The sequence below is a fragment of the Rhodococcus sp. NPDC055112 genome (assembly GCF_053607505.1).
In genome coordinates, this window is sequence record NZ_JBSGTR010000001.1 from 232,670 (window position 1) to 246,296 (window position 13,627).

Here is a 13,627-nt window from a genome sequence, read left to right on the forward strand (position 1 = left end):
TGACGGGCCGGTGAATACAGATTTGACGCTCGGCGTCGGTTTCAGATGTCGCGCGCCCGCCGCAGCGCGTACGCCCTGAGGCGGCTGAACCCACGCACACGCAGCGACCGCAGCGACCTGAGTTGGAGGTCGTCGTCGCCCTCCAACGCGGTGGCGAGCGTGGCGTCGACGAGCACGGCGCCGGGCCGAGCCGAACTCGTCAGGCGCGCAGCGATGTTCACAACGGATCCGTACACATCACCGAACCTCAGCAGCACCGGGCCCATGGCCAGGCCCACCCGCAGGGCGGGCAGGTCCACGGTGGCGAGGGCGGCATCCTGCAGCGCGAGCGCGATCCGCGCGGCGTCGGCGGGGTCCTCGACCGCGAACATCACCTCGTCGCCGAGGTTCTTGATGACCCAACCGCGGCCCTGATTGATCACCGTCATCGCGGTCGACTCGAAGTCCTCGAGCAGGCGGGTCAGTTCGTCGATGTCGATGCGCCGGGTCAGGCTGGTGTAGCCGACCATGTCCGCGAACCCGATCACCAGGGTGCGGCTGTCGGTGCCGTCGCCCGCGCTGTCGAGGAACCGGGCGGCGTTCGAGGCGAGGTGCCTGCGCCACACGTACGACTGCAGCTTCTCCAGCGCGGGCAGCATCTGCTCGGCAACCAGGGTCGCCTGCGCCGCGACGGCGAGCACATCGGCCTGATCGGATCCGCCCGCCTGCTTCACCCGGTCCAGGATGTGGCTGTTGAGCAGCCCGAGCTGCCACTCCGCCAGCCGCGCGAAGGACTGACCCAGCGCTCGGGTCACCGGCACCTCCAGCTCGGCGTCGATGATTCCCATGTCGACAAGTGAGGTGATGGTGCGCAGGGCGTCGACGTCCACATCGGTGAACATCGGCGTGTCCGGGTTCGAGTCCACCGCGAAGCCCATCGCCACCCACAGCCGTTGCGCGCGTTCGAGGGGCACTCCTGCGGCCGCGGTCGCCTGCGCGCGCGTGTACTTGACGTCGCCGCCGAGCAGGTTCCGCTCCACCTCGGCCTGGATCAGTGCGAATTCGGGCGGGGTGGGGCGGCCGCCCGCCGTGTCCTCAGCCACACACGGCTCCGCGCGACGCCGAGCCGACCAGCTTCGAGTACTTGGCCAGCACGCCCCTGGTGTAGCGGGGCGGCAGGGGCGCCCAGCCCTCCGCCCGCCGCGTCAGCTCGGTCTCCTCGACCATCACGTCCAGCCTGCCGGACGCGACGTCGAGCCGGATCGGGTCGCCGTCGCGCACGAACGCGATCGGGCCGCCGTCGACGGCCTCGGGCGCCACGTGCCCGACGCACAGGCCGGTGGTGCCGCCGGAGAAGCGGCCGTCGGTGAGCAGCAGTACGTCCTTGCCGAGGCCCGCGCCCTTGATGGCCGCGGTGATCGCGAGCATCTCGCGCATGCCGGGCCCGCCCTTGGGGCCCTCGTACCTGATCACGACGGCGTCGCCCGCGGTGATGGTGCCGTCCTCGAGGGCGTCGAGGGCGGCCCGCTCACGATCGAAAACTCTTGCCGTGCCGGTGAACACGTCGGACTCGAAGCCGGCCGACTTGACCACCGCACCGCCTGGGGCCAGCGACCCGCTCAGGATCGTGATGCCGCCGGTCGGGTGGATCGGCGCGCTCATGGCCCGAACCACCTTGCCGTCGGGGTCGGGCGGGGCGATGTCGGCGAGGTTCTGCGCCACGGTGCGCCCGGTCACGGTCAGGCAGTCGCCGTTCAGCAGACCCGCGTCGAGGAGGGCCTTCATCATCACCGGCACGCCGCCGATGCGGTCGATGTCCGTCATCACGTGCTTGCCAAAGGGTTTCACGTCGGCCAAGTGCGGGACGCGGGCGCCGACGCGGGCGAAATCGTCCAGGCTCAGCTCGACGTTCGCCTCGTGTGCGATCGCGAGCAGGTGCAGCACCGCGTTTGTGGACCCGCCGAAGGCCATCACCACCGCGATCGCGTTCTCCAGCGACTCCTTCGTGATGATGTCCGAGGTGGTGATCCCACGTCGGAGCAGTTCGACCACGGCCTCGCCGCTGCGCCGGGCGTAGCCGTCGCGACGCCGATCGGTGGCGGGGGGCGCCGCGCTGCCGGGCAGCGACATGCCCATCGCCTCGGCCGCGCTGGCCATCGTGTTGGCCGTGTACATCCCGCCGCAGGCGCCCTCGCCGGGACAGATGGCCCGCTCGATGGCGTCCACGTCCTCGCGGCTCATCAGTCCGCGCGAGCACGCGCCGACCGCCTCGAACGCGTCGATGATCGTCACCTCGCGCTCGCTGCCGTCGGACAGCTTCGCGATGCCGGGCAGGATCGTGCCGGCGTAGAGGAACACGCTGGCCAGGTCGAGGCGGGCCGCCGCCATCAGCATCCCGGGCAGCGACTTGTCGCAGCCTGCGAGCAGGACCGAGCCGTCGAGCCGCTCGGCCTGCATCACCGTCTCCACGCTGTCGGCGATGACCTCGCGGGAGACCAGCGAGAAGTGCATGCCCTCGTGACCCATCGAGATGCCGTCCGAGACCGAGATGGTGCCGAACTCGAGGGGATACCCACCGCCCGCGAACACACCGTCCTTGCAGGCCTTGGCAAGCCGGTCGAGCGAGAGGTTGCACGGGGTGATCTCGTTCCAGGAGGACGCCACCCCGATCTGCGACTTGCCCCAGTCGGCGTCGCCCATGCCGACCGCCCGCAGCATGCCGCGCGCGGCGGTCTTCTCGAGGCCGTCGGTGACGTCGCGGCTGCGGGGCTTGATGTCGGGGGCGTTCGGATCAGTGGGCACGGTCATCATCATCCTCCGGTCGGTCCGGTGTCGCCGCGGAACGGGCGTTGCGCCCCGTCAGGGCCAGCAGGCGCTCCTGCAGCGGGGCGTCGTCGGGCACGGAGACGGGAGGTGCGAACAGTCCACTGGCACTCAGCATCTCGCGCTGCGCCTCGGCCTCCTCCCAGACCGCGGCAACCAATTCCGGGTCGAGGCTCTCGTCGAGGCCTGCTGCCCTGGCCAGGTCCCAGCTGTGCACGGTCACGTCGAAGACCTGCTCTCGCAGGTACCGTTCGATCGGTACGGTGCCGTACGAGAGGTGCACCTGGGTGGCCGGCGGCGCCACGGTCCATGCCGCGGTCGCCAGTCCCGAGTACCGCCGCCACTCCGCGACGAGATCGTCCCCGAGCGGGTGCACGTGCGCCTGCGCCTTCGCGACGGTGAGCCCGCCGACCAGTGGCAGCACCCACTGCTGCTCGGTGATCACGTGGCGCACCAATTGCTCGGTGTCCCAATCGGTGTCGGGAGTGGGGGCGGACCAGTCGGTGACCGCCTCGATGCGGGTCCCGAACTCGACGTGGGAGCGGCGTTGGAGCTCCAGCCATCCCAGCGCCATATCAGGCTCCTCGAGTTCTCACTGTCCGGCCTGCGGCTGGATCACGCTGAAGACGGCGCCCTGCGGGTCCGAGACCACGGCCATCCGGCCGACCTCGGGCACGTCGAACGGCTCGGCCAGTATCTTGCCGCCGGTCGCCTTGATCGCCGCGGCGGTGTCGTCGGCGTTCTCGGTGGCGAAGTACACGTGCCAGTGGGCGGGGATGCCGGGCACTCGGGGCAGGGCACAGCCGCCGACCTGATCCTCGCCGACCTGGAGGACCGTGTACTGCCCGCCCTCCATGTCCGTGGTGGTCCCGGTGAGGCCGAGCACGGCCTCGTAGAACGGGAGGGCGTCTTCCGGTGCGGCGGTGATCAGCTCGTTCCAGATCAACGTGCCCGCCTCGTTCACCAGTCCCGCGCCGATGTGGGTGCCTGCCTGCCACAGGCCGACCGCGGCGCCGACCGGGTCGACGACGTACGACATCCGGCCCGACGGGTCGATGTCGAAGGGGCCGGCCAGCACCGTGCCGCCTGCGGTGGTCACCCGCGCGGTCGCCGCGTCGACGTCGTCGACCGCGAGGTAGGTGTTCCAGACCGGCGGCAGGTCCTCGGGGACATCGGGCGGCATCGCGGAGGCCGCGGCGACATACTCGCCGCGCAGCTTCGCCATCGAGTAGATGCCGCCGTCGGCGGTCGGCATGTCCTCGAACTCCCAGCCGAAGAGCCCGGCGTAGAACGCCTTCGCGGCCTCGGGGTCGGTGGTGGACAGGTCGACCCAGCTCGGTGTTCCCTGCTTGTAGCTCGAACGAGTCGGCATGTCTGCTCCTCTGGTCTCACAGATGGTTCGAAGCTCACCGACCACGCTTCCAGTCGTGGTGTCGTTTGGGAAGACCGAACGGTGTCAGAGTGCGCGGCACGACTCCTGCAGCCGGGCCACCAGCGCCTGGTTCGCGTCGACCCCGCCGTCGACGACGAGGGCGATCGTCAGCTGCACGACCGACGCCACCACCGGGTCGGAGTCGGTCGTGTACCGCTCGAGCTGGTCGGTGACCACCGGGGCGAGCGCGGACCGCACGTCGGCGTTCATGCCCTCCCATCCGGCGTACAGCTCGCAGGCCGCGGCTGCGGCCGCCATGCCGTTCTCGGCGCTCAACACATCGCGGGCGGCGACGGAGTCATCGACGGCTTGCTGTGCGCGCGCCGACAGCTGTGACGCGGCGTCCGTCACGTCGGCGGTGCTGCAGGCGGACAACGCGACCACGCACCCGGTGGTGATGGCGAGGGTCGGGATTCGGCGGTGACGAAGCATCGGGCGGGGACTCTTTTCTGGTCGGACCGGACTGGGGCGCGATCGTGCTCGCGATCACGGCGTCGCGAATCCTCCACGATCGGCGACCGCCCGGACGAACCGGGCATGGGTCAGGGCCGTTGGACCGGCTGGACGGCGGGGGCGGCGATGTCGCAGTGCGGCCGGCAGGCCACGGATTGCTCGTCGACCACCCCTGGGACCCCGGCCGGGATCATCGCCGCGGCCAGCACAGCGCCGAGCGCCAGCAGGCCCGCGCAGATCAGCATCGCGACGTCGAACCCGTGCGAGAAGACCTCCGGATCGGCGAAGCCCGAGCCTGCGATCCCCGCCAGCCCCGGCAACGCGGCGACGGCGAGCAGCTGGCTGCTGCGGGCGACCGCGTTGTTCACTCCCGATGCGATCCCGGCCCGATCGGTCGACACCGAGGTGAGCACCGCGGCGGTCAGCGGCGCCACCAGTGCCGAGAGCCCGAGCCCGAACACGATGACCCCGGGCAGCACGTCGGTCAGGTAGGAGGAGCCCGGGCCGATGCGCAGCATCAGCAGCAGGCCCGTCGCCGCGAGCAGCGGTCCGACCGTCATCAGCAGGCGAGGCCCGTGGTGCTGGGCGAAGCGTCCCGCCCGCGACGAGAGCACCAGCATCAGGGCGGTGATCGGCAGGGTGGCGAGGCCGGAGGCCAGCGGCGAATAGCCGGCCACCAGCTGGAGCTGCAGCACGAGGAGGAAGAACACCCCGCCGAGCGCGGCGTACACGGTCAGGGTCACCAGGTTCGCGGCGACGAACACCCGCGAGCGGAAGAGCGCAGGTGGGACCAGGGGATTGTCGGAGCGCCGCTCGACCACGACGAACGCCGCGAACAGCAGCAGCCCGAGGACGACGGGTGCCCACCGGCCGCCGATCAGCCCGTACGTCAGCGCGCCGAGGGCGAGCGCGGCGAGCGCGGCGCCGAGCACGTCGAGCCGGCCGTGGGCGTGGGGGTCGCGGCTCTCCGGGACGTGCCGCGCGGCCACCCACACCACCGCGACCGCGAGCGGGAGGTTGATCAGGAACACCACTCGCCAGCTCGACACCTCGACGATCCAGCCACCGAGCAGCGGACCGATCGCGCCCGCGACCCCGCCGAGGCCGGACCACAGCCCGATCGCCGCGCCGCGGTCGTCGGGGTCGATGGCGGCGGACAGCAACGCCAGGCTGCCGGGGGTCAGCAGGGCGGCCCCGACGCCCTGCAGGATCCGGGCCAGCACCAGCAGTTCGATGCTCGGTGCCAGCCCGCACAGCAGCGAGGAGGCGGCGAACCAGACGGTGCCCCAGATGAACACCTTGCGCCTGCCGAGGCGGTCGCCGAGCGCACCCGCCAGCAGGATCAGGGAGGCCAGGGTGAGGGTGTACCCGCTCAGCACCCACTGCAGGCCCGCGACATCGGTGTCGAGGTCCTCGCCGATCCGCGGCAACGCGATGTTGACCACGGTCGCGTCGAGCATGGCCAGCGCGGAGCCGAGGACCGTAGCGAGCACCACCCAGCGGCCCTTGGTCGAGCGCAGGCGGACCGTCGCACCCAGCGCGTCCATGCGCCGAACGCTACGCCGCCAGTGCCCCGCGCCCGAAGTCTTCTCGAGGTTGCCGCGGCCAACGCGGCGCCTCGCTGCGTTGTCGAAGTCCCAGGTAGAACCCCGCTACCTGGGACTCCTCCGCCTTCCGATGCATCCACGTGGATCCCCGGCAACCATCAATGGACTTCGAGCACGAGGCACTAGATCGTGATCCAGGTGGCGTGTGCGCGGCCGAGTTCGCGGCCGTCCGACCCGTACGCGGTGGTTGCGGTCCACACCTTGCGACGTTCGGTGCCGAGGAACTGGCCGAGGACGACGCAGTCCTCGTCGGGCTCGGGCAGCGCCGAGACCAGTCCGGTGATCGAGCCGAGCACCATCGGCATCTTGTCGTGCGCGGTCCACGCGCCGGGGCAGTCGAGGGCGGCCCACACGAACTCCGCCTGCCCGGCGACGTCGGGCTCGACGTGCCAGACGCACGCGGAGCGTCCGTCGTCGAGCGGCCCCGCGAACAACCGAAGGCCGTCGCCGCGGTCGCGGTCGCTGCCGCACACGAAGCAGCGCGGGAACGGGTGACCGACGTGGCCGGGGAACCGCTCGGCCGCCGCCCGCGCGGCGGGCAGGTCGACCGCGGGCACCCGCGGGAGCTCCTCCTCGGCGGCGGCGAGCCTGGCCTCGACGATGGCACCGTCGGCGTCCTGCGCGACGGATCGACCGTCCGCGGTGGCCACATCCATCGGGGTGTCGAGCGGTGGCGGACGGCGCAGCGAGACGGTGACCGGTCCCGGGTCGAGGGTGGCGGCGAGCAGACCGGCGACGTAGCCGCCGTTGCCGGAGTTGTCCGGGCCGTTGAATCGGCCGGGGATCAGCAGAGCCATCGTTGCCTCCCTCGTGCGGCTGCGCCGCCTGTGCGTGGTTGATGAGTCCAGGGACTCGTCAACCACGCACAGGCAGCGGAGCTGCCTAGCTGTACTCGTAGAAGCCGCGGCCCGACTTCTTTCCGAGGCGCCCGGCCTCGACCATCCGGCGCAGCAGCGCAGGCGGGGCGTAGTGCGGCTCGGCGAACTCGGCGTACAGCGACTCCGCCGCGGCCAGCGTGACGTCGAGGCCGACGGTGTCGAGCAGCGTGAGCGGGCCCATCGGGTAGCCGCAGCCGCCCTTCATGGCCGCGTCGATGTCCTCGGCCGTGGCGTAGCCGGACTCGAGCATCCGGATCGCCGACGTGAGGTACGGGATGAGCAGCGCGTTGACGATGAAGCCCGAGCGGTCGCCCGCCTGCACGGTGGTCTTGCGCAGGGTGTTCTTGGCGTAGTCGGTGACGGCCTTGGCGGCCTCGGGGGAGGTCACCAGGGTGGAGATGATCTCCACCAGCGGCATCACCGGCACCGGGTTGAAGAAGTGCACGCCCACGACCTGCTCGGGGCGCTGGGTGGCGCCCGCGACCTTGATGACGGGGATCGAGGAGGTGTTGGTCGCCAGGATGCCGGACGGCTTGACGATCTTGTCGAGCTTGCCGAAGATCTCGTACTTCAGCGACTCGATCTCCGGGGCGGCCTCGATGACCAGGTCGCGGTCCGCGAACTCCTCGATATCGAGGGTCACGCGCACCCGCGCGATCGCGGCGTCCGCCTCCTCCTGGGTGATCTTGCCCTTGGCGACGCCGCGGCCGATCGAGGTCGCGATCCTGGCCTTGGCGGCGTCCGCGAACTCCTGCTTGGTCTCCAGGACGAGAACCGAGCTCCCGGCCTTGGCGCACACCTCTGCGATGCCGGCACCCATGGTGCCGCCACCGATCACTCCGACTAGCTCCACTGTCATCTCCAAACGCGTGTCGGTCGTCTTGTCTCGGGAGTCATTCTGCTACCCGCGGGTAGCGGCCTCGGCGCCGGACCGCAGCTGGTACTTGAGGATCTTGCCGGTGGGGGTGCGCGGCAGGTCCGTGGCGAAGGCGATGTCCCTTGGCACCTTGTAGCCGGCGAGCAGGCCGCGGGTGTGCGCGACCAGCTGGTCCACCGTCGCCTCCGCGCCCGGCCTGAGCAGCACGTATGCCTTCGGTCGTTCGCCCCACTTCTCGTCGGGCACGCCCACGACCGCGACGTCGGCGACCGCCGGGTGCGAGACGATGGCCTGCTCCACCTCGACGGTCGAGATGTTCTCGCCGCCGGAGATGATGATGTCCTTCGCTCGGTCCTTGAGCTGGATGTAGCCGTCCGGGTGCATGACGCCGAGGTCGCCGGTGTGGAACCAGCCGCCCGCGAAGGCCTCCGCGGTGGCCTCGGGATCCCGGTAGTAGCCGAGCATCACGTTGTTGCCGCGCAGCACGATCTCGCCCATCGTCTCGCCGTCGGCTGGCACGTCGCGCATCTGCGGATCGACGATGCGCGCCGTCTCTGCCTGCAGCATGCCGACGCCCTGCCGGGAGATCAGCACGGCGCGCTCCTCGGCCGAGCATGCGTCCCAGGACTCCTGGTACTCGCAGATCGTGTACGGCCCGTACACCTCGGTGAGGCCGTAGACGTGCACGACGGTCGCGCCGAGCGTCTCGAGCTGCCCGATGACCGTCGGGGACGGGGGAGCCCCCGCGGTGGTGATCCGCAGCGGGGTCGAGAGGGGGTGCGCCTGCGGCGCGTCCGCGATCGTCGAGCACACGGTGGGTGCGCCGCACAGGTTGGTGATGCCGAGCGTGTCGATGGCGTCCCAGATGGCGTCGGCCCGGACCGCGCGCAGGCACACGTGGGTGCCGCCCGCGGCGGTGACTGCCCAGGGCGTGCACCAGCCGTTGCAGTGGAACATCGGCAGCGTCCACAGGTACTTGGTGTCCCCCGTGAACCCGTTGTGGAAGGTCTCGCCGAAGGAGTTCAGGTACGCCCCGCGGTGGGAGTACATGACGCCCTTGGGCTTTCCGGTGGTTCCCGAGGTGTAGTTGATCGCGATGGTCCGCTGCTCGTCGTCGACTCCCCACACAAGGGGCTCCGCCTGCGCCGCATCGACGGTGCGCAGGAAGTCGTCGTAGACGGCGGTCGCGATACCGGTCACCGGGTCGGCGATGGCGAAGGTCGAGTCGGGGATCTCGACGATCTCGTGCACCGACGGGACCCGGTCGCGGACGGTCGTGACCGAGCCGAGGAACTCCGAGTCGACGAACAGGATGCGGGTGCCGGAGTGCTCGAGGATGTATTCGAGCTCGGGACCCGCCAGCCGCGAGTTCAGCGCGATCAGCACGCCCCCGGCCAGCGGCACCGCGAAATGCGCCATCAACAGCTCCGGGGTGTTCGGCGAGAGGTAGGCGACCCGGTCGCCGGGATCGATCCGCCCACGCAGCGCGTGCGCGAGCTGCTCGACCTCCGCCGCGAACTCCCGGTAGGTGTAGTGCCGATGGCCGTGGATGATCGCGGTGCGGTCGGGGAAGACCGCCGCCGAGCGTTCCAGGAAGCGCAGCGGGCTGAGCTCGGAGTGGTGGGCGGTCGGGGTGGTGGGCATGCGGCTACCTCGTGTGACGGGGCTTACAGACGGTTGCCGACGACGCTATGGCCCACTCGGAGGCGGCCGCTACCCTACAAAGTGGGTAGGTGCTGATGAACGACGTGATGAGACCGAGCGATGAGGACGCGCTGCGCGGTGAGCTGAGGCTCCTGCGCGGTCGCACGCCCTTCTCCGTCCTGTTCGCCGGCGCCGTCGAGAACGGCCGGATGCGACTGTCCGGGTTCGCCGGCACCCGCAGCGCGGTGCTGCGTGGCCTGGTGATCGACGCCCGGTGCGGGCTCGGCGGTCGCGCCATGGCAGAGCGGCGTCCCGAGGCCGCAGCGGACTACTTCAACTCCAGTCACATCACCCACGACTACGACGTCCAGGTCGCCAGGGAGGGCATCGAGTCCCTGCTCGCGGTCCCGGTCGTGGTGCGCGGCTCCACGCGGGCGGCGATCTACGGCGGGCTGCGGTCGAGACAACCGATCGGCGACGTGATGGCAGGCGAGGTGATGCGCTCCGCGGCCCGGCTGGCGAGGGAGATCGAGATCCGCGACGAGGTGGACCGCCGCGTCGCGATGCTCGCCGATGCCGGCGGGCCTGGGACGCCCCGACGCGGCGCGGCGGTGTCCGAGCGGATCATCGAGAGCTATCTCGCGCTGCGGGCCCTCGCGGATGAGGTCGACGACGAGGCGGTCGTCGCGCAGTTGCGCGCGGTCGAGGCGACGCTGCGGTCACTGACCGGCGGTGATGCGGGGCTGTCGGTGAGGTTGTCCGCGCGCGAGTTCGACGTGCTCTCGTATGTCGCGCTCGGCTGCCGCAACGCCGAGATCGCCGATCGGCTCTCGCTCAGCGTGGAGACGGTGAAGACCTACATGCGCAACCTGATGGCCAAGCTCGAGGTGAGCAGCCGCCACGAGGCCGTGGTCGAGGCCAGGCGCCGGGGGCTGCTGCCCTGACGCGTGCCTCCCGATTCGGGAGGCGCATTCCGACGAACCCGTTCGAGCCCGGGCACACGGCCATTCTCGATCTTGACAGAAGCTGTCATCTTTAGAGATGCTGTCAATTAGCGATCTCATCGCAGATGGCATCGCTGGTGAGCTCGGTACCCGGGTTTCTTCGTGAGAGGAAGGCATAGACGATGTCGCTACGTGAGAGGCAGCGCCTCCAGGTTCGTGCGGACCTGCAGCGCGCCGCGTTCGAGTTGTTCGCCAGGGACGGCTTCGACGCCGTGACGACCGAACAGATCGCGGCGGCCGCGGGGGTGTCGCCGAGTACGTACTTCCGCCACGTGCGCAGCAAGGAGGACCTGCTGCTGGAGCCGGTGCACGAAGGTGGAGCCGGCATCGTGGCGCTCATGGAAGAGCGCCCGGAATCCGAGCCGGCCGACGAGGCGCTCGTGCGGGCGATCCTGGCCCGCTCGACCACCCTCACCGCAGCGGAGATCGATCCGTGGCGCGCCGCCTTCCTGACGGCGCCCCACCTGATGGATCGCGTCACGCTGATCGCGCCCGAGCATCGGGCCCGGTTGGTCGAGCTGGTCGCACAGCGAATGGGACGCGATCCCGAGATCGACAGTCGCCCCGGTCTTCTCGTGCACCTGATGCTCGCCGCCGCGGAGTTCGGCTACCGCCAGTGGATACGCAGCCCACAGAACAGGGGGGCGTCGCTTCCCGTCTGCGTCGAGGGGGCGCTCACCGCTGTCCTCCACCCCCGATGGGCGGCGGCGGATGTCGCCGAGAGTGAAGGGGTCGAAAGCTGATGATTCGCAAGTTGATTCCGGTGAATGGACACGGAGGTTCTGACATGACCGAAGCGACTGCTGCCGCGCGGGACAGCGCGGACAGCATCGTGGATCTGGTCGTGGTGGGGTCTGGCGCGGCGGGGATGGCCGCGGCCATCACCGCCGCGAGGCACGGACTCAGCACGGTGATCGTGGAGAAGTCGCGGTTCTGGGGCGGCTCGTCCGCCCGATCGGGTGGCGGGGTGTGGATCCCGGGCAACTCGGTGTTGCGCAGCCAAGCGCCCGCAGACGATCGCGAGGCGGCGAGCGACTACCTCACCAGCATTGTCGGGGAGGACGCCGACGCGGATCGCATTGCCGCGTATGTGGATCGCGGTCCCGAGGCGCTCGACTTCCTGATCGACAACTCGGCGCTGGAGCTCGAATGGGTGCCGGGCTACTCCGACTATTTCCCGGAAGCACCCGGCGGCAGGGCCACCGGGCGTTCGTGTGAACCGGCTCCGTTCGATGCGCGCGCCCTGGCGGACGAGGATCTGGCCACGCTGCATCCGCCCTACATGAAGGCGCCACTCAACGTCGTGGTCCAGCAGTCCGACTACCGGTGGCTCAGTACCGGGCTGCGGAGCTGGCGCGGCCCTGCGCGCATGCTGAAGGTCGGTGCTCGGTCGATGCTGGCCAAGGTGCGTCGACAGAAGCTGCTCGGGCTGGGCCCGGCACTGATGTCGCAGTTGATGATCGGCGTGCGCGCCGCGGGCGTGCCCGTGCGGCTCGACACGGCGATGACGGACCTGATCATCGACGGAGCCCGGGTGGCCGGTGTGGTCATCGAGAACGGTGGAACCCGATCGCGCCTGCTCGCTCGCCGCGGGGTGGTGCTCGCGTGCGGCGGGTTCGACAACAACGATGCGATGCGGGAGAGGTATCACCGCGCGCCCAGCAGTGCCGAATGGACTCTGGGCGCCCCCACCAACACCGGCGACGGGATCAATGCCGCGCTGCAGTCGGGTGCGGCGATCTCCTACATGGACGACGCCTGGTGGGCCCCGTCGATCCCGCTGCCGAAGGGGCCGTGGTTCGCCCTCGCGGAGCGGTCGCTGCCCCGCAGCCTGATGGTCAACGACCGGGGGCAGCGGTTCATGAACGAGTCCCTGCCGTATGTCGAAGCGACCCATGCGATGTTCGGCGGGCCGTACGGGCAGGGCGACGGCCCGGCCGAGAACCTCCCGGCGTGGCTGATCTTCGACCAGACCTATCGGAATCGGTACCTGTTCGCGGGTGTCCCCGCCCGTAGGCCGCTGCCGCGGTCCTGGCTGCGATCGGGAGCGATCGTCACCGCCCGGACGATCGCGGAGTTGGCTCTCGAGATCGGTGTGCCCGAGCAGTCCTTGACGGAGACGATCGAGCGGTTCAACGCTCACGCGCGGACGGGCGCCGATCCCGACTTCCACCGCGGGGAAAGCAAATACGACCACTACTACGGCGACATCACCAACAAGCCCAACCCCAGCCTCGGCGAGCTGACCAAGGCGCCGTTCTACGCCGCGAAGATGGTGCCGGGCGATCTGGGGACCAAGGGCGGCGTCAACACCGACAGTGCAGGCCGGGCGCTGCGCGAGGATGGGTCGATCATCGAGGGGCTCTACGCCGCCGGTAACACCAGCTCGCCCGTCATGGGCCACACCTACGCCGGTCCCGGCGCGACCATCGGTCCCGCGATCGTGTTCGGCTACCTCGCGGCACTCGACGCGGCAGGCCACTCGTCGGGAGGTGGGCCCTAGGCGAGCGGTGGACCTGGCCGGGGGAGGTCGAACCCGTCAGCTGGCGGGATCGTAATGGAACTCGCGCACCTCCTGCGCGCACCGGCAGGCAACCGCGAACTTCGCGGCCCATTCCAGTGCCGCCTCGCGGGAGGGCAACTCCAGGATCGTGTAGCCGCCCTCGAGCTGCTTCGTCTGCGGGTACGTGCCCTCGGTCACCGTGCCATCCCCATCGACGAGGACGGGCGGAACGCTCTCGTCGATTCCACCGCCGAACACCCAGACGCCTGCGTCCTTCGCCTCCTCCACCACCGCGTGCGACGCATCCGACACTGCCTGCAGGCCCTCGTCGGGAATGACCATGGCGCCACTCGGGAACGAGATCAGGTACTTCGTCATCGCGTCGACTCCTTCTTCTCGTTTCAGGGATCGGACTCATCCTCTCGGA

At 70.1% G+C, this 13,627-nt stretch carries 13 protein-coding genes; 3 read left to right on the forward strand and 10 right to left on the reverse strand.

Features of this window, described 5'->3' with window-relative positions; all coding sequences use genetic code 11:
* Positions 1-41: 41 nt before the first annotated feature.
* The 9 genes from ACWFRB_RS01100 to ACWFRB_RS01140 all read right to left on the reverse strand — a co-directional run bounded on the left by ACWFRB_RS01100 (position 42) and on the right by ACWFRB_RS01140 (position 9,693).
* The gene (locus ACWFRB_RS01100) at positions 42-1,082 is read right to left on the reverse strand and encodes an adenylate/guanylate cyclase domain-containing protein (RefSeq protein WP_452638179.1); all 1,041 of its coding nucleotides are present in this window, start codon (positions 1,080-1,082) and stop codon (positions 42-44) included.
* Positions 1,075-2,787, reverse strand: a complete 1,713-nt coding sequence (gene ilvD, locus ACWFRB_RS01105) for a dihydroxy-acid dehydratase (RefSeq protein ID WP_452638181.1) — start codon at positions 2,785-2,787, stop codon at positions 1,075-1,077. Before ilvD ends, ACWFRB_RS01100 begins: the two co-directional genes overlap by 8 nt.
* Positions 2,771-3,376 carry a TIGR03086 family metal-binding protein gene (locus ACWFRB_RS01110; RefSeq protein WP_452638182.1) on the reverse strand — a complete coding sequence of 202 codons (606 nt, stop codon included), beginning with the start codon at positions 3,374-3,376 and terminating at the stop codon, positions 2,771-2,773. Before ACWFRB_RS01110 ends, ilvD begins: the two co-directional genes overlap by 17 nt.
* A gap of 18 nt (positions 3,377-3,394) precedes the next feature.
* A complete protein-coding gene (locus tag ACWFRB_RS01115; RefSeq protein ID WP_452638184.1) occupies positions 3,395-4,174 on the reverse strand; it encodes a VOC family protein in 780 nt (259 codons plus the stop codon).
* Between the two features lie 84 nt (positions 4,175-4,258).
* A complete protein-coding gene (locus ACWFRB_RS01120) occupies positions 4,259-4,666 on the reverse strand; it encodes a hypothetical protein (RefSeq protein WP_452638186.1) in 408 nt (135 codons plus the stop codon).
* Between the two features lie 110 nt (positions 4,667-4,776).
* Complete coding sequence (locus ACWFRB_RS01125; protein ID WP_452638188.1) at positions 4,777-6,234, reverse strand: MFS transporter; 1,458 nt, start codon at positions 6,232-6,234, stop codon at positions 4,777-4,779.
* A gap of 182 nt (positions 6,235-6,416) precedes the next feature.
* The gene (locus ACWFRB_RS01130; protein WP_452638190.1) at positions 6,417-7,091 is read right to left on the reverse strand and encodes a hypothetical protein; all 675 of its coding nucleotides are present in this window, start codon (positions 7,089-7,091) and stop codon (positions 6,417-6,419) included.
* 85 nt (positions 7,092-7,176) lie between these two features.
* A complete protein-coding gene (locus ACWFRB_RS01135) occupies positions 7,177-8,025 on the reverse strand; it encodes a 3-hydroxybutyryl-CoA dehydrogenase (RefSeq protein ID WP_452638191.1) in 849 nt (282 codons plus the stop codon).
* 48 nt (positions 8,026-8,073) lie between these two features.
* A complete protein-coding gene (locus ACWFRB_RS01140) occupies positions 8,074-9,693 on the reverse strand; it encodes a long-chain-fatty-acid--CoA ligase (protein ID WP_452638192.1) in 1,620 nt (539 codons plus the stop codon).
* Positions 9,694-9,788: 95 nt separating this feature from the next.
* Between ACWFRB_RS01140 and ACWFRB_RS01145 the strand changes: the two genes are divergently transcribed.
* The 3 genes from ACWFRB_RS01145 (at position 9,789) to kstD (ending at position 13,200) form a co-directional block, all read left to right on the forward strand.
* Complete coding sequence (locus tag ACWFRB_RS01145) at positions 9,789-10,637, forward strand: response regulator transcription factor (protein ID WP_452638193.1); 849 nt, start codon at positions 9,789-9,791, stop codon at positions 10,635-10,637.
* A 182-nt stretch (positions 10,638-10,819) separates the two neighbouring features.
* Positions 10,820-11,440: a TetR/AcrR family transcriptional regulator gene (locus ACWFRB_RS01150; protein ID WP_452638195.1), complete on the forward strand. Its 621-nt coding sequence runs from the start codon at positions 10,820-10,822 to the stop codon at positions 11,438-11,440.
* Positions 11,441-11,484: 44 nt separating this feature from the next.
* Complete coding sequence (gene kstD / locus ACWFRB_RS01155) at positions 11,485-13,200, forward strand: 3-oxosteroid 1-dehydrogenase (RefSeq protein ID WP_452638196.1); 1,716 nt, start codon at positions 11,485-11,487, stop codon at positions 13,198-13,200.
* Between the two features lie 36 nt (positions 13,201-13,236).
* On the opposite strand, the gene ACWFRB_RS01160 is transcribed toward kstD, so the two are convergent.
* Positions 13,237-13,578 carry a YciI family protein gene (locus tag ACWFRB_RS01160; RefSeq protein ID WP_452638197.1) on the reverse strand — a complete coding sequence of 114 codons (342 nt, stop codon included), beginning with the start codon at positions 13,576-13,578 and terminating at the stop codon, positions 13,237-13,239.
* Positions 13,579-13,627 lie beyond the last annotated feature (49 nt).

What these genes read in the sequence shown, in the direction of transcription:
- ilvD (WP_452638181.1), bottom strand. Translation starts at nt 2,787, where the DNA reads ATGACCGTGCCCACTGATCCGAACGCCCCCGACATCAAGCCCCGCAGC.
- ACWFRB_RS01110 (WP_452638182.1), bottom strand. Translation starts at nt 3,376, where the DNA reads ATGGCGCTGGGATGGCTGGAGCTCCAACGCCGCTCCCACGTCGAGTTC.
- ACWFRB_RS01115 (WP_452638184.1), bottom strand. Translation starts at nt 4,174, where the DNA reads ATGCCGACTCGTTCGAGCTACAAGCAGGGAACACCGAGCTGGGTCGAC.
- ACWFRB_RS01120 (WP_452638186.1), bottom strand. Translation starts at nt 4,666, where the DNA reads ATGCTTCGTCACCGCCGAATCCCGACCCTCGCCATCACCACCGGGTGC.
- ACWFRB_RS01125 (WP_452638188.1), bottom strand. Translation starts at nt 6,234, where the DNA reads ATGGACGCGCTGGGTGCGACGGTCCGCCTGCGCTCGACCAAGGGCCGC.
- ACWFRB_RS01130 (WP_452638190.1), bottom strand. Translation starts at nt 7,091, where the DNA reads ATGGCTCTGCTGATCCCCGGCCGATTCAACGGCCCGGACAACTCCGGC.
- ACWFRB_RS01140 (WP_452638192.1), bottom strand. Translation starts at nt 9,693, where the DNA reads ATGCCCACCACCCCGACCGCCCACCACTCCGAGCTCAGCCCGCTGCGC.
- ACWFRB_RS01145 (WP_452638193.1), top strand. Translation starts at nt 9,789, where the DNA reads ATGAACGACGTGATGAGACCGAGCGATGAGGACGCGCTGCGCGGTGAG.
- ACWFRB_RS01150 (WP_452638195.1), top strand. Translation starts at nt 10,820, where the DNA reads ATGTCGCTACGTGAGAGGCAGCGCCTCCAGGTTCGTGCGGACCTGCAG.
- kstD (WP_452638196.1), top strand. Translation starts at nt 11,485, where the DNA reads ATGACCGAAGCGACTGCTGCCGCGCGGGACAGCGCGGACAGCATCGTG.
- ACWFRB_RS01160 (WP_452638197.1), bottom strand. Translation starts at nt 13,578, where the DNA reads ATGACGAAGTACCTGATCTCGTTCCCGAGTGGCGCCATGGTCATTCCC.